Below are 17626 nucleotides of genomic sequence, written 5' to 3' on the forward strand. Positions count from 1 at the left end.
ACCTCCTGCTGGCACGCGTGCCTCTTCATTCATTGCTGAAAAGATCGCTATGCTTCGCAATGATTGCCCTGGAGTCACGAATGAAAGCCAACTCCGATGAACTGCAAAGCTTCGTCAGTGTAGTCGACAGCGGTTCCATCAGCGCTGCCGCGGAGCACATGGGTCTGACCGCCTCGGCCGTCAGCCGTACCCTCTCGCGCCTCGAGCACAAGCTCGGCACCACCCTGCTCAACCGCACCACCCGGCGCATGGAACTGACCGAGGAAGGGCGCTATTTCCTCGAACAGGCCCGGCAGATCCTGCAACGGATGGAAGAACTGGAGGAACGCCTCGCCCTGCGCCGGCAAAGTCCCGCCGGGCGCCTGCGGATCAACGCCGCCTCGCCCTTCATGCTGCACGCGGTGGTGCCGCACATCGGCGAGTTCCGCCGGCTGTACCCGAACATCCAATTGGAACTGAACACCAACGACCTGATCATCGACCTGCTGGAACAGCGCACCGACGTGGCGATCCGCATCGGCGCCCTCAGCGACTCGACCCTCCACGCTCGCCCGCTCGGCGCCAGCCGCCTGCACATCCTCGCCAGCCCCGAGTACCTGGCCCGCCACGGGATGTCGAGGCGCTGGCCGAGCACACGCTGCTCGGTTTCACCCAGCCAGAACACCTCAACCGCTGGCCGGTGGTACATGTCGACGGCGACCGCCTGGACATCCAGCCGGACATCTGCGCCTCCAGCGGCGAAACCCTGCGCCAGCTGGCGCTGAGCCACCAGGGCATCGCCTGCCTGGCCAGCTTCATGACCGACCGCGACATCCTGGAAGGCCGACTGGTGCCGCTGTTCGCCGAACAGATGAGCGAATACCGGCAACCGATCCATGCGGTGTACTACCGCAATTCGCAACTGGCGCTGCGCATCCAGTGCTTCCTCGACTTCATCCAGCAGCGCCTCGGCGCCTGAGTCCGCCGTGAACGAGCGCCTCGACTTCTCGCCCTATCTCGAACGCTGGGCGCTGCAACCCGACGGCGCGCCCTTCGCCACCCACAGCAGCCATCTGCTGCCGGTCCGCCATCGCGGCGCGCCGGCGATGCTGAAGATCGCCTGCGCGGAGGAGGAACGCTTCGGCCACGTGCTGCTCAACTGGTGGGACGGCCAGGGCGCCGCGCGAGTGCTGGCCCATGACGAACAGGCGCTGCTGATGGAGCGTGCCACCGGCACGCGCTCGCTGCTGCAGATGGTCGAGCGCGGCGAGGACGAACAGGCGACGCGCATCCTCTGCCAGGCCATCGAGCGTATCCACGTGCCGCGCCCGGGGCCGCTGCCGGAACTGGTCCCGCTGGAGCGCTGGTTCGACTCGCTGTACGCCGCCGAGCGCCGCTACGGCGGGCTCTACGTCGACGCAGCGGACGCCGCCCGCCACCTGCTGGCGACCGCCCGCGAGCAGCGCCCGCTGCACGGCGACATCCACCACGGCAATGTGCTCGACTTCGGCGCGCGCGGCTGGCTGGTGATCGATCCCAAGCGCCTCTACGGCGAACGCGGCTACGACTACGCCAACCTGTTCACCAACCCCGACGCGAAGACCGCCCAGGCGCCCGGTCGCTTCGGGCGCCAGCTGGACATCGTCGTCGCCGCCAGTGGCCTGGAGCGACACCGGCTGCTGCTGTGGATCCTGGCCTGGGCCGGCCTTTCGGCGGCCTGGTTCGACGAGGATGGTAGCCACGAGGAGACCGCAGCCGAGTTGGTCATCGCCCGCCTGGCACTCGACAGCCTGTTCCGCGAGGCCTGATCAGAAGCGCCAGAATGCGCGGGTGCACAACACCAGTACGGTGAGGATTTCCAGGCGCCCCAGCAGCATGCCGACGGTCAGTAGCCACTTGGCCATGTCTGGCAGGCTGGAGAAATTGCCCGCCGGTCCGATGATCGGCCCGAGCCCAGGCCCGACGTTGCACACGGCGGTGGCGGCACCGGTGAGTGCGGAAATCCAGTCGAGGCCGAGCATGGTCAGCCCGAGCGCGATCACGCCGATGGTGATGGTGAAGAAGAACGAAAAGGTGATCAGCGAGCGGACGATTTCCTCGTCCAGCGGATGACCATTGTAGCTCTGCCGGATAGTCGCGCGCGGATGCACCAGGTTCTGCAGGTTGGCCTTGAGCAGCACGAAGGCCACCTGGAAGCGGAATATCTTCAGTCCTCCGGCAGTCGATCCCGAGCAGCCGCCGACAAACGTGAGGTAGAAGAACAGCATGACCGCGAAGGTGCCCCAGGTGGTGTAGTCGGTCAGGGCGAAGCCGGTGGTGGTCACCACCGACGTGACATTGACGGCCACCAGGCGCAGCGCATCCCACCAGCCATAATCGGAGTTCATCCAGAGCCAGCAGGCGATCACCAGCCAGGTCACCCCCAGGAAGCCGATGAAACCATGTACCTGGTGATCCTTGAGCAGGGCCATGCGATGGCCGCGCAGAGTAGCGACATAGAGGGTGAACGGCAGACTGCCGAGGATCATGAACAGCACGGCGACCCAGTGCACCGCCGGCTGCGGCCAGTGCGCGAGAGACGCGTCGGAGGTGGAGAAGCCACCAGTGGAAAGCGCGGCCATCGAATGGTTGAGCGCTTCGAAGGGCGTCATGCCCGCCCACCAGAAACACAGTACGCCCAGCAGCGTGAGCGCCACGTAGACAGCGAGGATGTACTGGGCCGCCATGTGAGATCGCGGCACCACCTTCTCCCCCCAGTCGGAAGACTCCGTCTGGAACAGGCGCATGCCGCCCACGCGCAGCAGCGGCAGGATCGCCACCGCCATGCCGATGAAGCCGATGCCGCCGAGCCAGTGCAGCAGCGAACGCCAGATGAGGATACCCGGCGACATCTGGTCCAGGCCGCTGAATACCGTGGAACCGGTGGTGGTGATGCCCGACATGGTCTCGAAGAACGCGTCGGTATAACTGATGTGCCGCGCCATCACCATCGGCAAGGCGGCGAAGGCGCAGACCACCACCCAGCTGGCGGTGGTCAGGAAGTACATGTGCCGGGCACGAAAATGCACCTGAGCCGGGCGCCCCGGCAGGAGAAGCGCGAGGCCGGCAGCCGCGGTGAGCAGGCTCGACCAGAGGAAGGCATCGAAATCGTCGTAGCGCTGGAAGAGCACAAGCGTCAGCAGCGGAATCAGCATGCTGGCCGCCAGGGTGAGCAGGAAAAGACCGAGGACGAATCCCACCAGGCGAAGCAGGGAAAGGCTCATTCCGTAACAACCTGTTTCAGGGGAGGCGAACAGCCGCGTATTCTAGCGGCCCATGGGGCGAATCCGGAACTGCCTGTCGAAATTGCCTGTTTCAGCCGCAAAGGCCCTCTGTTCGCGGGCATCGTTACATTGTCAAATAGGCGCCCCTCACCGCCCACTACCTGTAAGGAAACCCCAAGATGGCCGGAGCCAGCCTCCTCACCCTCCTCGACGACATCGCCGCGGTGCTCGACGACGTCTCGCTGATGACCAAGGTCGCCGCGAAGAAGACCGCCGGTGTCCTCGGCGACGACCTGGCGCTGAACGCCCAGCAGGTCACCGGGGTCAACGCCGACCGCGAACTGCCGGTGGTCTGGGCGGTGGCCAAGGGCTCGCTGCGGAACAAGGCGATCCTCGTCCCCGCCGCCCTGCTGATCAGCGCCTTCGCGCCCTGGGCGGTGATCCCGCTGCTGATGCTCGGCGGCGCCTACCTGTGCTTCGAGGGTTTCGAGAAGATCGCCCACAAGTACCTGCCCCATGAAGACGAGCATGGCGACGAGCAGGCGCTGGCGGCCAACGTCGACCTGGCAGCCCTGGAGAAACAGAAGATCGGCGGCGCCATCCGCACCGACTTCATCCTCTCCGCGGAAATCATCGCCATCACCCTCGGCACCGTCGCCGAGTCCAGCTTCACCACCCAGGTGCTGGTGCTGGTCGGCATCGCCCTGGTGATGACCGTCGGTGTCTACGGCCTGGTCGCCGGTATCGTCAAGCTGGACGACGCCGGTCTCTACCTGTCCAAGCGCGACAGCGGCTTCGCCCGGGGGCTCGGCGGCGCCATCCTGCGCACCGCGCCGTACCTCATGAAAGGCCTGTCGGTGGTCGGCATGGCGGCGATGTTCATGGTCGGTGGCGGCATCCTCACCCACGGCATCCCGCTGGTCCACCACGCCATCGAACAGGCCGCGCAGAGCGTCGCCGGCATCGCCACGCTGGGCCCGCTGCTGGCGGCGATCACCCCGACCCTGCTGAACTTCCTGTTCGGCATCGTCGCCGGCGCGGTGGTGCTGGCAGGGGTGCTGCTGGTCAAGCGCCTGCTGCCGAAGAAGAAAAAGGCGGGCTGAGCCTGTCATCGCGGCAGCGTCATCCGCCATTACCGCAGGAACGGCGGATAACCGCGAAACGGTTATCCGCCCTAGCGCAGAACTCGTCCCACCTCGTGGCGCGGACATCCGCGAGGGCTCGTCCCCACGCAAGACCTCGCTCGCTTTAATTCAATTATTTTGCACTGTAATAGCAACATTATTCGTTGGAGACGAATAAACCTCCCCTCCTAGAATGTCCACCAAGTGCCACGAGCCGTCTGTTCCGAGCCTTCCAGACGAAGATCCGACCTCCGCACTCCATCGACCCGGCAACGGGATACCCAGAAAAATACCGATAACCCAACGAGGACCCGAGGGTCGCGCCTGCTCGCCAGCCGGCCGGACTCCGGGGCCCGGCGTGCCAGCGACCATGAACGATACGGATAGCAGAAAAGACCCGGACGGCTACAACTACGACGTCGTCCGCCAGTTCACCCTGATGACCCTGGTCTGGGGCATCCTCGGCATGGGCCTGGGGGTGTTCATCGCCGCCCAACTCGTCTGGCCGCAGCTCAACCTCGACCTGCCCTGGACCAGCTTCGGCCGGATCCGCCCGATCCATACCAGCCTGGTGATCTTCGCCTTCGGCGGCAGCGCGCTGTTCGCCACGTCCTTCTACGTGGTGCAGCGCACCAGCGGCGTGCGGCTGATCTCCGATTCCCTGGCGCGCTTCGTGTTCTGGGGCTGGCAGGCGGCGATCGTGGGGATGATCGTCAGCTACCCGCTGGGCTACACCACCTCCAAGGAATACGCCGAGATGGAGTGGCCCCTGGCGCTGTGGATGACCATCGTCTGGGTGGTCTACGCCTATCTGTTCTTCGGCACCATCGCCCGCCGCAAGGTGAAGCACATCTACGTCGGCAACTGGTTCTACGGCGCCTTCATCATCGTCACCGCGATGGTCCACATCGTGAACCATGCGCTGCTACCGGTGAGCCTGACCAAGTCCTACTCCGCCTATTCCGGCGCCACCGACGCGATGATCCAGTGGTGGTACGGGCACAGCGTGGTCGGCTTCATCCTCTCGGTCGGCTTCCTCGGCATGATGTACTACTTCGTGCCCAAGCAGGCCGGCCGGCCGATCTACTCCTACCGCCTGTCCATCGTGCACTTCTGGGCGATCATCTCGATCTACATCTGGGCCGGCCCGCACCACCTGCACTACACCGCGCTGCCGGACTGGGCGCAGTCGCTGGGCATGGTGATGTCGCTGATCCTCCTGGCGCCGAGCTGGGGTGGCATGATCAACGGCATGATGACCCTCTCCGGTGCCTGGCATAAGCTGCGCGACGATCCGATCCTGCGCTTCCTGGTGGTCTCCCTGGCGTTCTACGGCATGTCCACCTTCGAAGGCCCGATGATGGCGATCAAGACCGTCAACTCGCTGTCCCACTACACCGACTGGACCATCGGCCACGTCCACGCCGGCGCCCTCGGCTGGGTGGCGATGATTTCCATCGGCACGCTCTACCACATGATCCCGAAACTCTGGGGCCGCGAGCGGATGCACAGCACCGGCCTGATCAACGCGCACTTCTGGCTGGCCACCATCGGCACCGTGCTGTACATCGCCTCGATGTGGGTCAACGGCATCACCCAGGGCCTGATGTGGCGGGCGATCAACGAGGACGGCACGCTCACCTACTCGTTCGTCGAGGCGCTGGTGGCCAGCCATCCGGGCTATGTGGTGCGCCTGCTCGGCGGCGCCACCTTCGCCAGCGGCATGCTGCTGATGGCCTACAACACCTGGCGGACCCTGCGCGCGGCGCAGGACCGGCCACTGCCGGCCCTCGCGGCCGGGCAGGAGGCCTGAACATGCTGCTGTCCCTGCTGTGTCTCTCGACCCTGGCGCTCGGCCTGGTCCTCAGCCTCGCCGGCAGTACCCGCGAGGAGCGCGAGCAGGCCGCCCTGCTGCCGTTCGCCGACGACCCGGAGGCGGCCCGACGGGTGGCCCGGGATACCGGCAAGGTCTGTCGGCGAGTCGTGCGGCCGCTCGAGGAAGTCCGCGAGACAAGCGACCCGCCCTTCCTCGCCTGAACCGACTCCATCATCCAGGGATGGATGCCTCCAGCACGCAAGTGCCTTTGCGGGGCCGGCAACGGCCCCTTTCTTTTGTCTCGATGAACTCATGAACGATTCTCCCGGCGTCACCGTAAGAACCTGGCTGAAAGGCTTCCGCCCCCTGACCCTGAACGCTCGCCCGCGCGACTGCCTGCGCGCCGGACTCGGCGCCTGCATCGGCGCGCTCGCCGCGGTGTTCGCCTGCCAGGCGCTGTTCGGCACCGAGCTGGCGCTGCGCCTGGCCGCGCCGCTCGGCGCATCCGCCGTACTCCTGTTCGCCCTCGGCTCCAGCCCGCTGGCACAACCCTGGTCGATGCTCGGCGGCAACCTGGTCGCCGCCCTGGCCGGCGGTCTCAGCGCCTGCTGGTTCGGGCACGAACTGGCCCCGGCGCTGGTCGGCATGGCCCTGGGCATGCTGCTGATGTTCGCCCTGCGCTGCCTGCATCCACCAAGTTGCGCGCTGGCCCTGAGCGTGGCCCTCAACCCGTCGCTGAGCGAACTCGGCGTCGACGTGGTCTGGCCGATCCTCCTCGCCACCCTGGTGCTGATCGGCTGCGCGCTGCTCTACAACAACCTGATGCGCTCACCCTACCCCCGGCCCTACCAGCCGCCCCGGGCCAACCTGCACGGCACCCGCGACCTGGCGCCGAGCGCGCGGACGGACTTTTCCGCCCGGGACCTGGACCAGGCGCTACAGGACTTCGGTGAATTCGTCGACATCACCCGCGACGATCTCGAGCGCCTGATCCACCACACGGAGCGCTACGCCCTGCGCCGGCGCATGGGCGAGCTGACCGCGGCACGGATCATGTCCCGCGACGTGCAGACGGCCAGCACCGAGACCTTCATCGACGATGCCTGGAAGCAATTGCAGGAGCACCGCCTGAAGGCCCTGCCGGTGCTCGACGAGCATCGCCGGCTGGCCGGCATCGTCACCCAGAGCGACCTGCTCAAGCACTTCCGCCCCGACGGCAGCCCGTTCAAGCGCCTGCGCTTCCTGCGCGGGACCAAGCTGAAGACGATCATGACCACCCCGGTGGTCTGCGTGCAGGCCGACACCCATGCCGTCGAACTGGTCTCGCTGCTATCCGACGAGGGCCTGCACTGCCTGCCCGTGCTCAACGAGGCAGGCTACCTGGTCGGCATCGTCAGCCAGACCGACCTGATCGCCGCGCTCTATCGCAACTGGTTGCAGCACCTGGGCCACGCCGATCAGATCACGTAGTCCCAGCGCTGCGACCAGTCGCTGTCCTCGCGAACCAGCTCGCGCAACAACTGGAAGGCATGGCGCAGGGTCGGCGAGAGGCGTTCGCGGGAATACACCAGGTAGGTCGGGTAGGCGAACTCCGGCGCCTGCTCGACCCGCTGCAGGGTGCCGCTGTCCAGGTAGCTGCTCACCACCCGGGTGCGGAAATAGCCGCTGCCACCGTTCTGCATGATGTATTGCAGGGCCAGCGGACCGAGGTTGCAGGCCAGCGCGGCCTTGGCCCGGTCCGGCAGCGCGGCGTCGTGCTGGCTGCGGAAGTCCGCGCCCCAGTCGACATACAGATAGGGCTCCGCGGCTACGGCGGAACGCACCATCACCAGCTTTTCCTCCAGCAACTGCTCGACCTGCAGCCCTGGCCAGTATTCCGGCTGGTAGACCAGTGCGGCATCCAGCGCGCCCTGCTCCAGCTGCTTCAGCAGGTCGGCGCCCTGGCCGATCTCGACCCGCACGGCATGCCCGGGAATCGCCTCGCGCAGCCGGCGCATCCAGTTCAGCAGCAACGGATTGCACAGGCTGACCTCGCCGCCGAGGTTGAGCAGGTTGCGGAAGCCGTCCGGCAGCGGCAGGTCGCGCCGCGCCGCGTCCCAGGTCTGCACCAGCTGGCTGGCGTAGCCGAGGAAGTGCTCGCCGTCGGCGGTCAACCGGGCACCCGCGCGGTTGCGCACGAACAGCCGGCAGCCGAGCTGCCCTTCCAGGTTCTGGATGCGCGCGGTGACGGCGGTCTGGGTCAGGTGCAGGCGTTCCGCGGCGGCGACGAAGCTGCCGCTGCGGGCGATCTCCAGGAAGGTACGGGCGAGGTCGATATCCATGCGAAGCGGTCCGCTGCCACAGGTGGGCCGCCATTCTAGGCTGTGCAGGCGCGGGCGGCGAGCGAAGTCCGGCCTGGCCGCCCCCCTGGAAATCTGCGACAAAACACCGCGCATAACCGCTTCGGCGCGCTCAAACCCTTCGAAAAGGCGACAACCTGTTGCACAAACGCGCCATGGCGTGACTTTTTCGCTTTCGAAAGCATCAGTTAGCGTGACCGAACACGGTGGAGCCGGGAAGCGCCACCCATGTTCCACGCAGACAATGAACGAGAGAGACCGACTCCCATGAACGCTACGCTCCGTTTCAACGAGGCTTTGCTGATCACCGGGCGCGCCTTCCAGCCATACCAGTGCGTTGCCTGGTCCGAGCTAGGCAGTGACGGCGGCCTGAGCCTGTCCGTAGTCGATCGCACCGGCACCCGCCTGCTGGGTCGTGCGCGCATTCCAAGCTCCGCCTACTCCGATCCGGAGCAGCTTGCCGGCCTGCTGCAACAGGCACGCGAAGAACTCAGCCACAACGGCTACAGCCTGCAGGACTGGAGTATGCCCAGCCAAGGCTGAGCCGCTCCATACGACGAAAGGCGCCCCAGGGCGCCTTTTTCATTCCTCTATTCGAGACGGTCATGCTGCTGGAACGCCACGCGCACCATGTTGCGCCCCGCGTCCTTGGCCTCGTATAGAGCGCGGTCGGCCTCGCGATAGAGCGCGTCCAGGCCCATGCCGGAGGTCGAATAGGCGACCCCCAGGCTGATCGTCAGGCAAGGGCCGGCGCTGGAGCGGCGGTGCTCGATGCCCAGCGCCTCCACCGCCTGCCGCAGGCGTTCGGCGATGGCCAGGGTGTTGCCCTCCTCGCTGTCGTACAGCAACACGGCGAATTCCTCGCCGCCCAGGCGCGCGGCGATATCCATCGGCCGCCGCGCGCCCTGCCGGAGCACGGCACCCAGCCGGTGCAGGGCGGCATCGCCGGCCGGATGCCCGTAGTGGTCGTTGTAGGCCTTGAAGTCGTCGACATCCACCAGGATCAGCGCTACCCCCTTCCCCTCGCGGGTACCCTGTTCCAGGGCCCGCTGGGCAAGCAGCTCGTAGTAGCGCCGGTTGACCAGGCCGGTGAGGCTGTCCTGCTCGGCCATCATGCCCAGCAGGCGCCGGCCGAGGAACTGCTCGCGCTGGGCATAGTCCTGCAGGTACAGGGCGAAGGAGCAGATCAGTACCACCAGGCCGTTGTAGAGGGTATTCAGCAGGTTGGTGCGCAGGTTCTCTTCGCCGCCGAAGAGCAGGAATACCGCCAGGTTCAGGGTCAGGCACAACAACGCGAGACGCACGCAGGTCCAGAACGCCAGGCCGAGCGGAAAGAACACCGCGAGAATCCCGAGGGTCGCGCCCAACTGGGTGAAGCGCGGCACCCCATGCCACTCGAACAGCACATCGCAGGCCAGCACCGCCAGGTTGATCAGCAACAGGCAATAGGGTGCGATGACATCGCCGACCCTGCGCAGACTGGGCATGAACGCCGCCGGCCAGACCACCAGCAGCAGGCCGATCATCCCCAGGCGTACGCCCAGCAGTTGCTCGAGCAGGCTGGGATGCTGGCGGATATCCACCATCAGCCAGTCGGCCAGAATGAACAACGCCCAGATCAGGAGCGCCACCCCGATGGCGGCGCGCCGCTGCATCAGCGAGTTCCAGCTGAGAAACTCGCGAAATTCGCTTTCCAGCTCCTTTTCGAAACGCAACCAGCGAAAACCGTTGCGCAACTGGCGCGCATACGGATTATCCGGCAGACCAGCCTGTACCAGGCTGTCGCGTGCAAGCATGCTGACTCCCCTACCTCGGACCGACGCTGAAACAGGCCTGGAACGACAATACCCTGGCGCCACTGCAGCGATGAGTCAAAAAGCCATCACCCGTTACCAGACAATAGGGCATGCGAGGTGCCGAGGCGATACCAGCCATCGTGCAGCACATCGTTCCGGCGAGCGAATGGCAAGATCCGTGGGCCGACTGGCATTGCGGCCAGGGTCGAAGGACGCCAGACTGCCAGCATCGTCATGAGGTTGTGCCATGCCCGAACCGCGCCTGATTGCCTGCCTGATCTATCCCGAAGTGATGAGCCTGGACGTGACCGGACCGCTGCAGGTATTCGCCTCGGCCAACGTCGAACGCCAGCGCCAGGGCCTGCCACCCTTCTACCGGATAGAGGTGCTCGGCGAGCGTAGCGAAGCGGTGCCCAGCTCCGCGGGCATCCGCATCTGCGCCGACCGCGCCTGGCGCGACTGTCCTCCGGAGAGCCTGGATACCCTGTTGATTCCCGGCGGCCTCGGTGTCGAAACGCAGACTCGCAACGCCGACCTGCTCGCCTGGCTGAAAGCCGCCGAACCGCGCATACGCCGGCTCGGCTCGGTGTGTTCGGGAGCGCTGATCCTGGCCGCCGCCGGGGTTCTCGACGGACGCCTGGCGACCACCCACTGGGCCGACGTGGCGACGCTGCGCCAGGGGTTTCCCGGCGTCCATGTGCAAGGCGACCGCCTGCACACCTACGACCCACAGTGCCGCGACGGCGACGCCCACATCTTCACCTCGGCGGGCGTCACGGCGGGGATCGACCTGGCCCTGGCGCTGGTCGAGGCCGACCTCGGCCGCAGCCTGGCGCTCAGCGTCGCGCGGCGCCTGGTGATGTTCCTCAAGCGTCCTGGCGGCCAGGCCCAGTTCAGCGCCTGGCTGACCCCGGAACCGAGCCGTACACCACGCCTGGCCGCGCTGCTCGAGTGGATTCCCGCCAACCTCGCCGGCCACCTGTCCCTGGAAGCCCTCGCCGACCGGGCCTGCATGAGCCCGCGTACGCTGTCCCGGGTGTTTCTCCAGGAACTGGGCGTGGCGCCCGGTCGCTACGTCGAACGGGTTCGCCTGGAGGCCGCGCGCGCCCTGCTGCAGGACGCCCAGGCGTCGATCGCCACGGTGTCCCGGCTGTGCGGCTTCGGCCATCCGGAAAACCTCCGGCGGACTTTCCACAAGCACCTTTCGGTCAGTCCCCAGGAATACGCCGAACGCTTCGGCATGCTGGCCTGACGCTCCTCCGAGGACCTACCCATGCTGGAACTGCGCCCCAACTGCGAGTGCTGCGACCGCGACCTGCCCGGCGACAGCGGCGACGCGCTGATCTGCACCTTCGAGTGCACCTTCTGCCGCGACTGCGCAACGACCCGCCTGAGCGGCCAGTGCCCGAACTGCGGCGGCGAACTGCTGGCCCGGCCAAGGCGTCCGCCGAATGCGCTGGTCCGCCACCCTGCCTCCAGCCGGCGCGTCGTCAAGCCCGGCGGTTGCCCGGAGTGAGGCCATGCTGCTACGCAACCCGACCCTGCTCCTGCTGTTCTGCGGCCAGGCGCTGTACTGGTCCTGCTCGCTGATCGGCATAACCCTGACCTCGCTGATCGGCGTCCAGTTGGCGCCGCTGAACAGCCTGGCGACCCTGCCCCTGGCCCTGCTGGTACTCGGCAACCTGCTGGCGGTGCAGCCGCTGGCGTATTTCATGCAGCGCCACGGCCGCCGTCCCGGACTGATGCTCGGCGCCGCCGGCGGTGTGCTCGGCGGCCTGGTCTGCGCCGCCGGGGTGTGGAGCGGCGACTTCCTCTTGTTCTGCCTGGGCTCCCTGTGCATCGGGATCTACCAGGCCTCGGCCATGTACTACCGGTTCGCCGCGCTGGAGGCGGTGGATGCCGGGCGGAAAGGCCGCGCCAGCGCCTATGTGCTCGCCGGCGGGGTATTCGCCGCGCTGCTGGCGCCGAGCCTGGCGCTGTGGTCGCGCAACGCGCTGGCGCAGCCCTTCGTCGGCGCCTATCTGCTGATCGCCGCACTGGCCCTCGCCGGCCTGTCGCTGATGGCCCTGCTCCGCGAAGGCCAGGCGCCGCGCCCGGCACGACTCGCCTGGCGCGACGTAGGCGGCCTGTTGCAGCGGCCGGTGGTCCGCGCGGCCATCGCCTGCACCGCGGCGGGACACGGACTGATGATCCTGATCATGAACGCCACGCCGCTGGCCATGAGTTTCTGCGGCCTGCCGCTGGAACAGTCGAGTCGGGTCATCCAGTGGCACGTGCTGGGCATGTTCCTCCCGGCGTTCTTCGCCGGGCCGCTGGTCGACCGCATCGGCAACCGCCGCGTCGCCCTGCTCGGCGCCGCGCTGCTCGCCGCCAGCGCGGGCATCGCCCTGGGCGGGCAGTCGGTCATGCAGTTCCTGCTCAGTTCGCTGGCCCTGGGCAGCGGCTGGAACCTGATGCTGATCGCCGGTACCACCCTGCTCGGCGAGGGCCACGCCGACAGCGAGCGCGGCGCCGCGCAAGGATTGATGGAGCAAGGCAACAGCCTGGTGGCGGCGCTGATGTCGTTCGGCTCCGGCGCGCTGATCACCAGCCTCGGCTGGAACGCGGTGAACCTGCTGGCGTGGCCGGTGCTGCTGCTGGCACTCGCCCTGCTCTGGCCGGTCCGACGCGCGCGGGCGCTGTCCGGCTGAGGAGCCGGCAACGAAAAAGGCGACCTTGCGGTCGCCTTTTCTGCTTTACGGAAACGCCTCAGTAGTAGGCGTTCTCCTTGTTGCTGTGGTCGGTCACGTCGCGCACGCCCTTCAGTTCGGGAATACGCTCGATCAGGGTTTTCTCCACGCCATCCTTGAGGGTCATGTCGACCATCCCGCAGCCCTGGCAACCGCCGCCGAAACGCAGCACGGCGATGTTGTCCTCGACCACGTCGACCAGGCTCACCTGTCCGCCGTGGCTGGCCAGGCCGGGATTGATCTCGGTCTGCAGGTAATAGTTGATGCGCTCGGTGATCGGGCTGTCCTCGTTGACCATCGGCACCTTGGCGTTCGGCGCCTTGATGGTCAGCTGGCCACCCATGCGGTCGGTGGCGTAGTCGACCACCGCGTCTTCGAGGAAGGGCTCGCTGACGGCATCGATCCAGGCAGTGAAGTCCTTCAGGGCGATGGCGGTGTCCTCGACCTTTTCCTCGCCCGGCTTGCAGTAGGCGATGCAGGTTTCCGCGTACTGGGTACCCGGCTGGGTGATGAAGATACGAATGCCGATACCCGGGGTGCTCTGCTTCTCCAGCAACTCGGCCAGATACGCTTGGGCAGCTTCGGTAATGGTGATGGCGCTCATGGCAACTCCTCGCAAATATGCCGACAGTTTACGCCAATCGGTACTTGCGGATAAAGCCCTAGTAAATTAGTAGGAATAATTCGCGATAACCGACCCGCCCCTTGCGCAGCGGGTCGCGAGACTCAGAGGTTCTCGTAGCGGTTCATGTCCAGTGCGCCCGCCTCGACCGGCTCGGTTTCGCGGATGTACGCCTCGAGATCGTGGAAGTAGCTCCAGAACTGCGGATTGCTGCGGCGCACGCCCCAGCGTTCGACCACCTTGTCGAAGTCCTCGCCGCTCTTCGCCGCCTCCAAGGCGCCGACGAAGGCCTCGGCATCCGTCGCCGGCAGATCGAACATGAAGTTCGGATAGCTGGACAGCACGCCGGGGTAGATCGTCAGGGTGTCCAGGCCCGGCTGGTAGCGCAGCGACTCGCCGAGCATGAAGGCGACATTGCTGTGCGCGCGGTTGCGCAGCACGGTATAGACCTCGCGCTTGCCGCTGGACGTACGTATCCGCAGCATGGTCGCCTCGGGGAAGCGCTCGATTACCTTGAGGCCGGCCGCCGGCCGGCTGACCAGGCGACTGAAGGCCTGCTCGGCGTCTTGCAGTTCGCGGTCGATGCCCGGTCGATAGCAGTTGCCGTCCAGGCAGCGATTGATCGGGTCGGGACGCGCATTGAGGTCGCCGTAACGACGCAGCAGTTCTTCGGCGAAGGCCTTCTTCGGTTGTTGCTCCGGCAGGCCGAGCGCGCTCGGCGTGTCGTTGTCGAAGGCCTGGTAGTCCAGCCACATCTTCAGCTTGCCGCTGTTCTGGTACCAGTCGTCGAGCAGCGGCTGGCGCGCGTCCACCGGCATCAGGCGGAGGAAGTTCTGCTCGGCGCCGTTGCGGATCAGGTCGAAGTACAGGCGCGTCTGCGCCTGGTGCGAGACGTTGCCGAAGACGTCGAAGTTCACCACCAGCCCGTAGTAGGTCCGTTCGAACAGCGGGTAGTCCATCAGCCACAGGGTCTGCGGTATCTCGCCAAGCAGGCCCTTGCGCACCGAGGCGCTATCGAACTGGCGGAAGATGCTCAGCAGGGCGTTGTCGTTGCCATGCCAGATCGTGCTCCAGGTCGGTGGCGGCGCGTCGGCGTAGACGTCCTGGCGCAGGTCTTCGTACTCGTTGCGCTTGTCCCGGTAGGCGCTCCACAGGCCGAGCAGGTTCTTCAGCTCGTCTATCTGCCCCGGCAAGGCCAGCAGCGGCTCGCTCTGCGCGCGGAAGTTGGCATCGGTGACGAACAGGTCCTGGGAGGGATCCTGGAATACCACCCAGAAGTTGTCGCGGATCACGTCGGTGGCGATCTGTCCGCGGCAGACCGGCCCGCGGATGAAGGTACGGGTGAAGTACTCGGCATTGTCCAGCATGAACTGGTAGCGCGCCCGCGCCGGGATCGCGGCGAAGGTGGCGAACGGGTTGGCGCGGCTCTGCAGGCCGTAGCCGGGGACCTTGTCGGTGTTCCACTGGGTGCCGAAGAACAGCTCTTGGACATGGTCCAGCTTCTTCGCCGTCAGCGGATAGGTGATGTGCGTCTTGTGCACGATCACGCCCTGGATCGGCCACAGTCGGTAGTAGAAGGTATTGCCCGGGTCGTCGTTGGGGCGCCGGGTGGGAATCGGGTCGATCGGCTGGCCGCTGGGCGTACGCGAGCGAACCAGCTGGAAGAAGTGGCCGGGCGCGCCCTGCTCCGGGAAATACAGGTGTGCCAGGAACAGGTGTTCGTAGAGCCAGCGCGATACCAGGCTCTGCTTGGCTCCGGGCTGGTTGAGGAAGTTCTCCCAGCTGGCCACCTGGCGCATCTCGGCGGCGGTCAGTCGCAACGGCTGCTCGTCGACCGGCGCGCCCGCGGCCAGCCACTTCTGCAAGGTGGCGTATTCGTCGTCGCTCAGCCCGGCCACCGCGAAAGGCATGCCGGAACCTGGGTTCTTGCGGATGAACTCGTCGATGCTGGCCGGCGTCGGGCACTGGTTGGCGCGGTTGATCGAAATGTCCAGGCCTTTAGGGATCTTCGCATTCGGCTGCAGCGGCTGGCTGTGGCCAAGCTCGAGCATCCGCGCCATCAGTGCCGCCTGGCCGCCCTGCGGTTCGAGCACCGACCAGAACTCCTTGCGCCGCCAGGCGTCGGCGCCGTGCGCATCGAGGTACAGGCGGGTGGTCTCCTGCGCCTTGGTCCGCGTGCCATCGTAGACCGGCAGTTGGTTGGCGCCGCGCTGCGCGCCTTCGGCGCTGCTCAGGTTGAGCTGGCAGGGCGAGTCGTAGCAGGCGTGGCAGGCGACGCACTTGGCAGTGAAGATCGGCTGGACGTCGCGGCTATAGGAGACTTCAGCGGCGCAAACAGACTGGATAAAAGACGACAAAACGAAGGCCAACCCAACCAACGGTCTTGGCAACATGAACCACTCCTCACTCGGCGACGGGCGATTCTAGCAAACCCGCCTCTCTGCGCCGCACTTTCGGAGCGGCGGACGACATTGCCCCGGGCACGGGCCATCATTTAGCCGCCATTCCACCGGCTTCGGCCGCCACGTATGCTAGCCGGGCTCCCAGGCCCGCCCTGGCGATCAAGGACGATGACTTCGAGGAAACAGGGATATGTTTCGACTCGCCGCGCCCCATCCGCGCCCGTTCGCGTGCGCTCCACGTCCCCTCTTCGCCGCTTCCGCCTCCTGTCGCCAGGCGGCGCTTCCGTTCGCGCCCGGCGCGGCCTGGTCCATCCTTTCGCCGCCCTCGCGGCCCATTGGAGAACCCGCCCCATGAAACTGCTCGCCGGCAGCTTCGCCGCTGTCTTCCTGAGCCTTTCGGCCCAGGCTGCGGACTGTACCTTCACCCAGCTGGAAATCGTGCCCCAGCTCGGCTCGCCGAACATGTTCGGCGGCGAGGACGAGCACGTCCGCGTGATGTTCAGCAACGAAGACCCCAACGACGCCAATCCCGACGCCTTTCCCGAACCGCCGGTCTACCTGGCCGACCGCGACAGCGGCAACGATTGCCGCATCGAGGACGGCGGCATCTGGTCGCGCGGCGGCGTGTTCCTCAGCGAGGACGGGCGGCGCGTGCTGATGCATGAATTCAGCGGTTCCAGCGCCGAACTGGTGGCCTACGACAGCGCCACCTGCAAGGTGGTGCACCGCGAGGACATCTCCGGCCAGCGCTGGGCGGTGGACAAGGACGGGCTGCGCCTGGGCGAGAAATGCTCGGGCGAGTCCGTCGCCAGCTGCGCGAAGATCGTGAAGCGCTCGCTCGCACCGTTCTGCCAGACCGCAAAGAAATGACCCCGGGCCGGAGCGCCCTTTTTCCGACACGCATAGGTGACACATGGACAGTCTCGATCAATGCATCGTCAACGCCTGCAAGAACAGCTGGGACAAGAGCTACCTGGCCGGCACCCCGAACAAGGACAACTGTTCCGGCTTCGTCCAGTCGGTGGCTGCCGAACTCGGTGTGGCGATGCCGCGCGGCAATGCCAACGCCATGGTCGACGGCCTGGCGCAGCATCAGGGCTGGAGCAGGCTCGCCTCCGGCGCCGAGGCCGCGCAGAAGGCCGCCCAGGGTTACCTGGTGATCGCCGGCCTAAAGGGCCGCACCTACGGCCACGTGGCGGTGGTCATCAGCGGCCCGCTGTATCGGCAGAAGTACCCGCTGTGCTGGTGCGGCAGCATCGCCGGCGCGGTCGGCCAGAGCCAGGGGCTGAAATCGGTCGGCCAGGTGTGGAACCGTACCGACCGCGACCGCCTCGACTATTACGTCTACTCCCTGGCCAGCTGCAGCCTGCCCAAGGCCAGTTGAGACAGCGCCGCGAATGAGCCAACCTCATTCGCGGCCGCATCCCGCCAGCCCCGGCCAGTCCTGCCTGGGTCTCCCGCACCTACTGCCCACGCCTCGCGACCTGCGAATCCTGTGCATCCGCTACGGCACAGCGGCGCTCCCGCAGCCTTTTGCTGGTAAATGAGCAGCCTTC

16 protein-coding genes and 1 pseudogene are annotated in these 17626 nt (G+C 66.5%); 12 read left to right on the forward strand and 5 right to left on the reverse strand.

The features are described 5' to 3' along the window. Positions 1–80: 80 nt before the first annotated feature. Positions 81–958: pseudogene (locus B7D75_RS15640) on the forward strand (LysR substrate-binding domain-containing protein). Between the two features lie 7 nt (positions 959–965). Next, a complete protein-coding gene (locus B7D75_RS15645) occupies positions 966–1787 on the forward strand; it encodes an aminoglycoside phosphotransferase family protein (RefSeq protein ID WP_043103070.1) in 822 nt (273 codons plus the stop codon). Here the strand turns inward: B7D75_RS15645 and B7D75_RS15650 are convergent, their stop codons facing one another. Then, positions 1788–3242, reverse strand: coding sequence for a TrkH family potassium uptake protein (locus B7D75_RS15650; protein WP_034080064.1), 1455 nt, complete (start codon positions 3240–3242; stop codon positions 1788–1790). It lies immediately after the preceding gene. Between the two features lie 179 nt (positions 3243–3421). Here B7D75_RS15650 and B7D75_RS15655 point away from each other — a divergent pair, with 179 nt between their 5' ends. The 4 genes from B7D75_RS15655 (at position 3422) to B7D75_RS15670 (ending at position 7652) form a co-directional block, all read left to right on the forward strand. After that, positions 3422–4345 carry a DUF808 domain-containing protein gene (locus B7D75_RS15655; RefSeq protein ID WP_012076136.1) on the forward strand — a complete coding sequence of 308 codons (924 nt, stop codon included), beginning with the start codon at positions 3422–3424 and terminating at the stop codon, positions 4343–4345. 391 nt (positions 4346–4736) lie between these two features. Then, positions 4737–6179 (forward strand): cytochrome-c oxidase, cbb3-type subunit I, encoded by a 1443-nt coding sequence (gene ccoN, locus B7D75_RS15660; RefSeq protein ID WP_053806713.1) that lies wholly within the window; start codon positions 4737–4739, stop codon positions 6177–6179. A 2-nt stretch (positions 6180–6181) separates the two neighbouring features. Next, entirely contained in the window at positions 6182–6403 is a 222-nt protein-coding gene (locus B7D75_RS15665) for a hypothetical protein (protein WP_012076139.1), read from the forward strand. A gap of 91 nt (positions 6404–6494) precedes the next feature. Then, entirely contained in the window at positions 6495–7652 is a 1158-nt protein-coding gene (locus B7D75_RS15670; protein WP_003154280.1) for a CBS domain-containing protein, read from the forward strand. Here B7D75_RS15670 and B7D75_RS15675 read toward each other — a convergent pair. Beyond that, positions 7640–8503, reverse strand: coding sequence for a LysR family transcriptional regulator (locus B7D75_RS15675; protein WP_003154278.1), 864 nt, complete (start codon positions 8501–8503; stop codon positions 7640–7642). The genes B7D75_RS15670 and B7D75_RS15675 overlap by 13 nt on opposite strands. Before the next feature lie 285 nt (positions 8504–8788). Between B7D75_RS15675 and B7D75_RS15680 the strand changes: the two genes are divergently transcribed. Further along, positions 8789–9064, forward strand: coding sequence for a hypothetical protein (locus B7D75_RS15680; RefSeq protein ID WP_003154276.1), 276 nt, complete (start codon positions 8789–8791; stop codon positions 9062–9064). Positions 9065–9111: 47 nt separating this feature from the next. On the opposite strand, the gene B7D75_RS15685 is transcribed toward B7D75_RS15680, so the two are convergent. Further along, positions 9112–10317, reverse strand: coding sequence for a GGDEF domain-containing protein (locus tag B7D75_RS15685; RefSeq protein WP_012076140.1), 1206 nt, complete (start codon positions 10315–10317; stop codon positions 9112–9114). 247 nt (positions 10318–10564) lie between these two features. On the opposite strand from B7D75_RS15685, the gene B7D75_RS15695 reads away from it, so the two are divergent. From B7D75_RS15695 to B7D75_RS15705, 3 genes are read left to right on the forward strand one after another with little or no spacing between them, the layout of a single operon-like run. Next, positions 10565–11569: a GlxA family transcriptional regulator gene (locus B7D75_RS15695; protein ID WP_107114204.1), complete on the forward strand. Its 1005-nt coding sequence runs from the start codon at positions 10565–10567 to the stop codon at positions 11567–11569. 21 nt (positions 11570–11590) lie between these two features. Continuing rightward, positions 11591–11833, forward strand: coding sequence for a DUF1272 domain-containing protein (locus B7D75_RS15700; protein ID WP_107114205.1), 243 nt, complete (start codon positions 11591–11593; stop codon positions 11831–11833). A 4-nt stretch (positions 11834–11837) separates the two neighbouring features. Further along, positions 11838–13007 (forward strand): MFS transporter, encoded by a 1170-nt coding sequence (locus B7D75_RS15705; RefSeq protein WP_033997228.1) that lies wholly within the window; start codon positions 11838–11840, stop codon positions 13005–13007. Positions 13008–13065: 58 nt separating this feature from the next. On the opposite strand, the gene nfuA is transcribed toward B7D75_RS15705, so the two are convergent. Together nfuA and B7D75_RS15715 are read right to left on the reverse strand one after the other, a co-directional pair. Beyond that, positions 13066–13650 (reverse strand): Fe-S biogenesis protein NfuA, encoded by a 585-nt coding sequence (gene nfuA, locus B7D75_RS15710; protein WP_003088034.1) that lies wholly within the window; start codon positions 13648–13650, stop codon positions 13066–13068. Positions 13651–13772: 122 nt separating this feature from the next. Then, complete coding sequence (locus tag B7D75_RS15715; RefSeq protein WP_107114206.1) at positions 13773–16061, reverse strand: fatty acid cis/trans isomerase; 2289 nt, start codon at positions 16059–16061, stop codon at positions 13773–13775. Between the two features lie 360 nt (positions 16062–16421). On the opposite strand from B7D75_RS15715, the gene tsi1 reads away from it, so the two are divergent. Beyond that, positions 16422–16940: a type IV secretion system immunity protein Tsi1 gene (gene tsi1, locus B7D75_RS15720; RefSeq protein WP_003154272.1), complete on the forward strand. Its 519-nt coding sequence runs from the start codon at positions 16422–16424 to the stop codon at positions 16938–16940. A gap of 43 nt (positions 16941–16983) precedes the next feature. Beyond that, positions 16984–17454 (forward strand): CHAP domain-containing protein, encoded by a 471-nt coding sequence (locus B7D75_RS15725; protein WP_003154271.1) that lies wholly within the window; start codon positions 16984–16986, stop codon positions 17452–17454. Positions 17455–17626: the final 172 nt, after the last annotated feature.

Origin of the sequence: Pseudomonas paraeruginosa (assembly GCF_003025345.2) — a bacterium.
Lineage (GTDB): Bacteria > Pseudomonadota > Gammaproteobacteria > Pseudomonadales > Pseudomonadaceae > Pseudomonas > Pseudomonas paraeruginosa.

Bases quoted from the DNA above. Each gene is read 5' to 3' on its own strand.
- B7D75_RS15700 (WP_107114205.1), top strand. From the start codon at position 11,591: ATGCTGGAACTGCGCCCCAACTGCGAGTGCTGCGACCGCGACCTGCCC.
- B7D75_RS15725 (WP_003154271.1), top strand. From the start codon at position 16,984: ATGGACAGTCTCGATCAATGCATCGTCAACGCCTGCAAGAACAGCTGG.
- B7D75_RS15655 (WP_012076136.1), top strand. From the start codon at position 3,422: ATGGCCGGAGCCAGCCTCCTCACCCTCCTCGACGACATCGCCGCGGTG.
- tsi1 (WP_003154272.1), top strand. From the start codon at position 16,422: ATGAAACTGCTCGCCGGCAGCTTCGCCGCTGTCTTCCTGAGCCTTTCG.
- B7D75_RS15670 (WP_003154280.1), top strand. From the start codon at position 6,495: ATGAACGATTCTCCCGGCGTCACCGTAAGAACCTGGCTGAAAGGCTTC.
- B7D75_RS15695 (WP_107114204.1), top strand. From the start codon at position 10,565: ATGCCCGAACCGCGCCTGATTGCCTGCCTGATCTATCCCGAAGTGATG.
- nfuA (WP_003088034.1), bottom strand. From the start codon at position 13,650: ATGAGCGCCATCACCATTACCGAAGCTGCCCAAGCGTATCTGGCCGAG.
- B7D75_RS15650 (WP_034080064.1), bottom strand. From the start codon at position 3,242: ATGAGCCTTTCCCTGCTTCGCCTGGTGGGATTCGTCCTCGGTCTTTTC.
- B7D75_RS15685 (WP_012076140.1), bottom strand. From the start codon at position 10,317: ATGCTTGCACGCGACAGCCTGGTACAGGCTGGTCTGCCGGATAATCCG.
- B7D75_RS15675 (WP_003154278.1), bottom strand. From the start codon at position 8,503: ATGGATATCGACCTCGCCCGTACCTTCCTGGAGATCGCCCGCAGCGGC.
- B7D75_RS15680 (WP_003154276.1), top strand. From the start codon at position 8,789: ATGAACGCTACGCTCCGTTTCAACGAGGCTTTGCTGATCACCGGGCGC.
- B7D75_RS15665 (WP_012076139.1), top strand. From the start codon at position 6,182: ATGCTGCTGTCCCTGCTGTGTCTCTCGACCCTGGCGCTCGGCCTGGTC.
- ccoN (WP_053806713.1), top strand. From the start codon at position 4,737: ATGAACGATACGGATAGCAGAAAAGACCCGGACGGCTACAACTACGAC.
- B7D75_RS15715 (WP_107114206.1), bottom strand. From the start codon at position 16,061: ATGTTGCCAAGACCGTTGGTTGGGTTGGCCTTCGTTTTGTCGTCTTTT.
- B7D75_RS15705 (WP_033997228.1), top strand. From the start codon at position 11,838: ATGCTGCTACGCAACCCGACCCTGCTCCTGCTGTTCTGCGGCCAGGCG.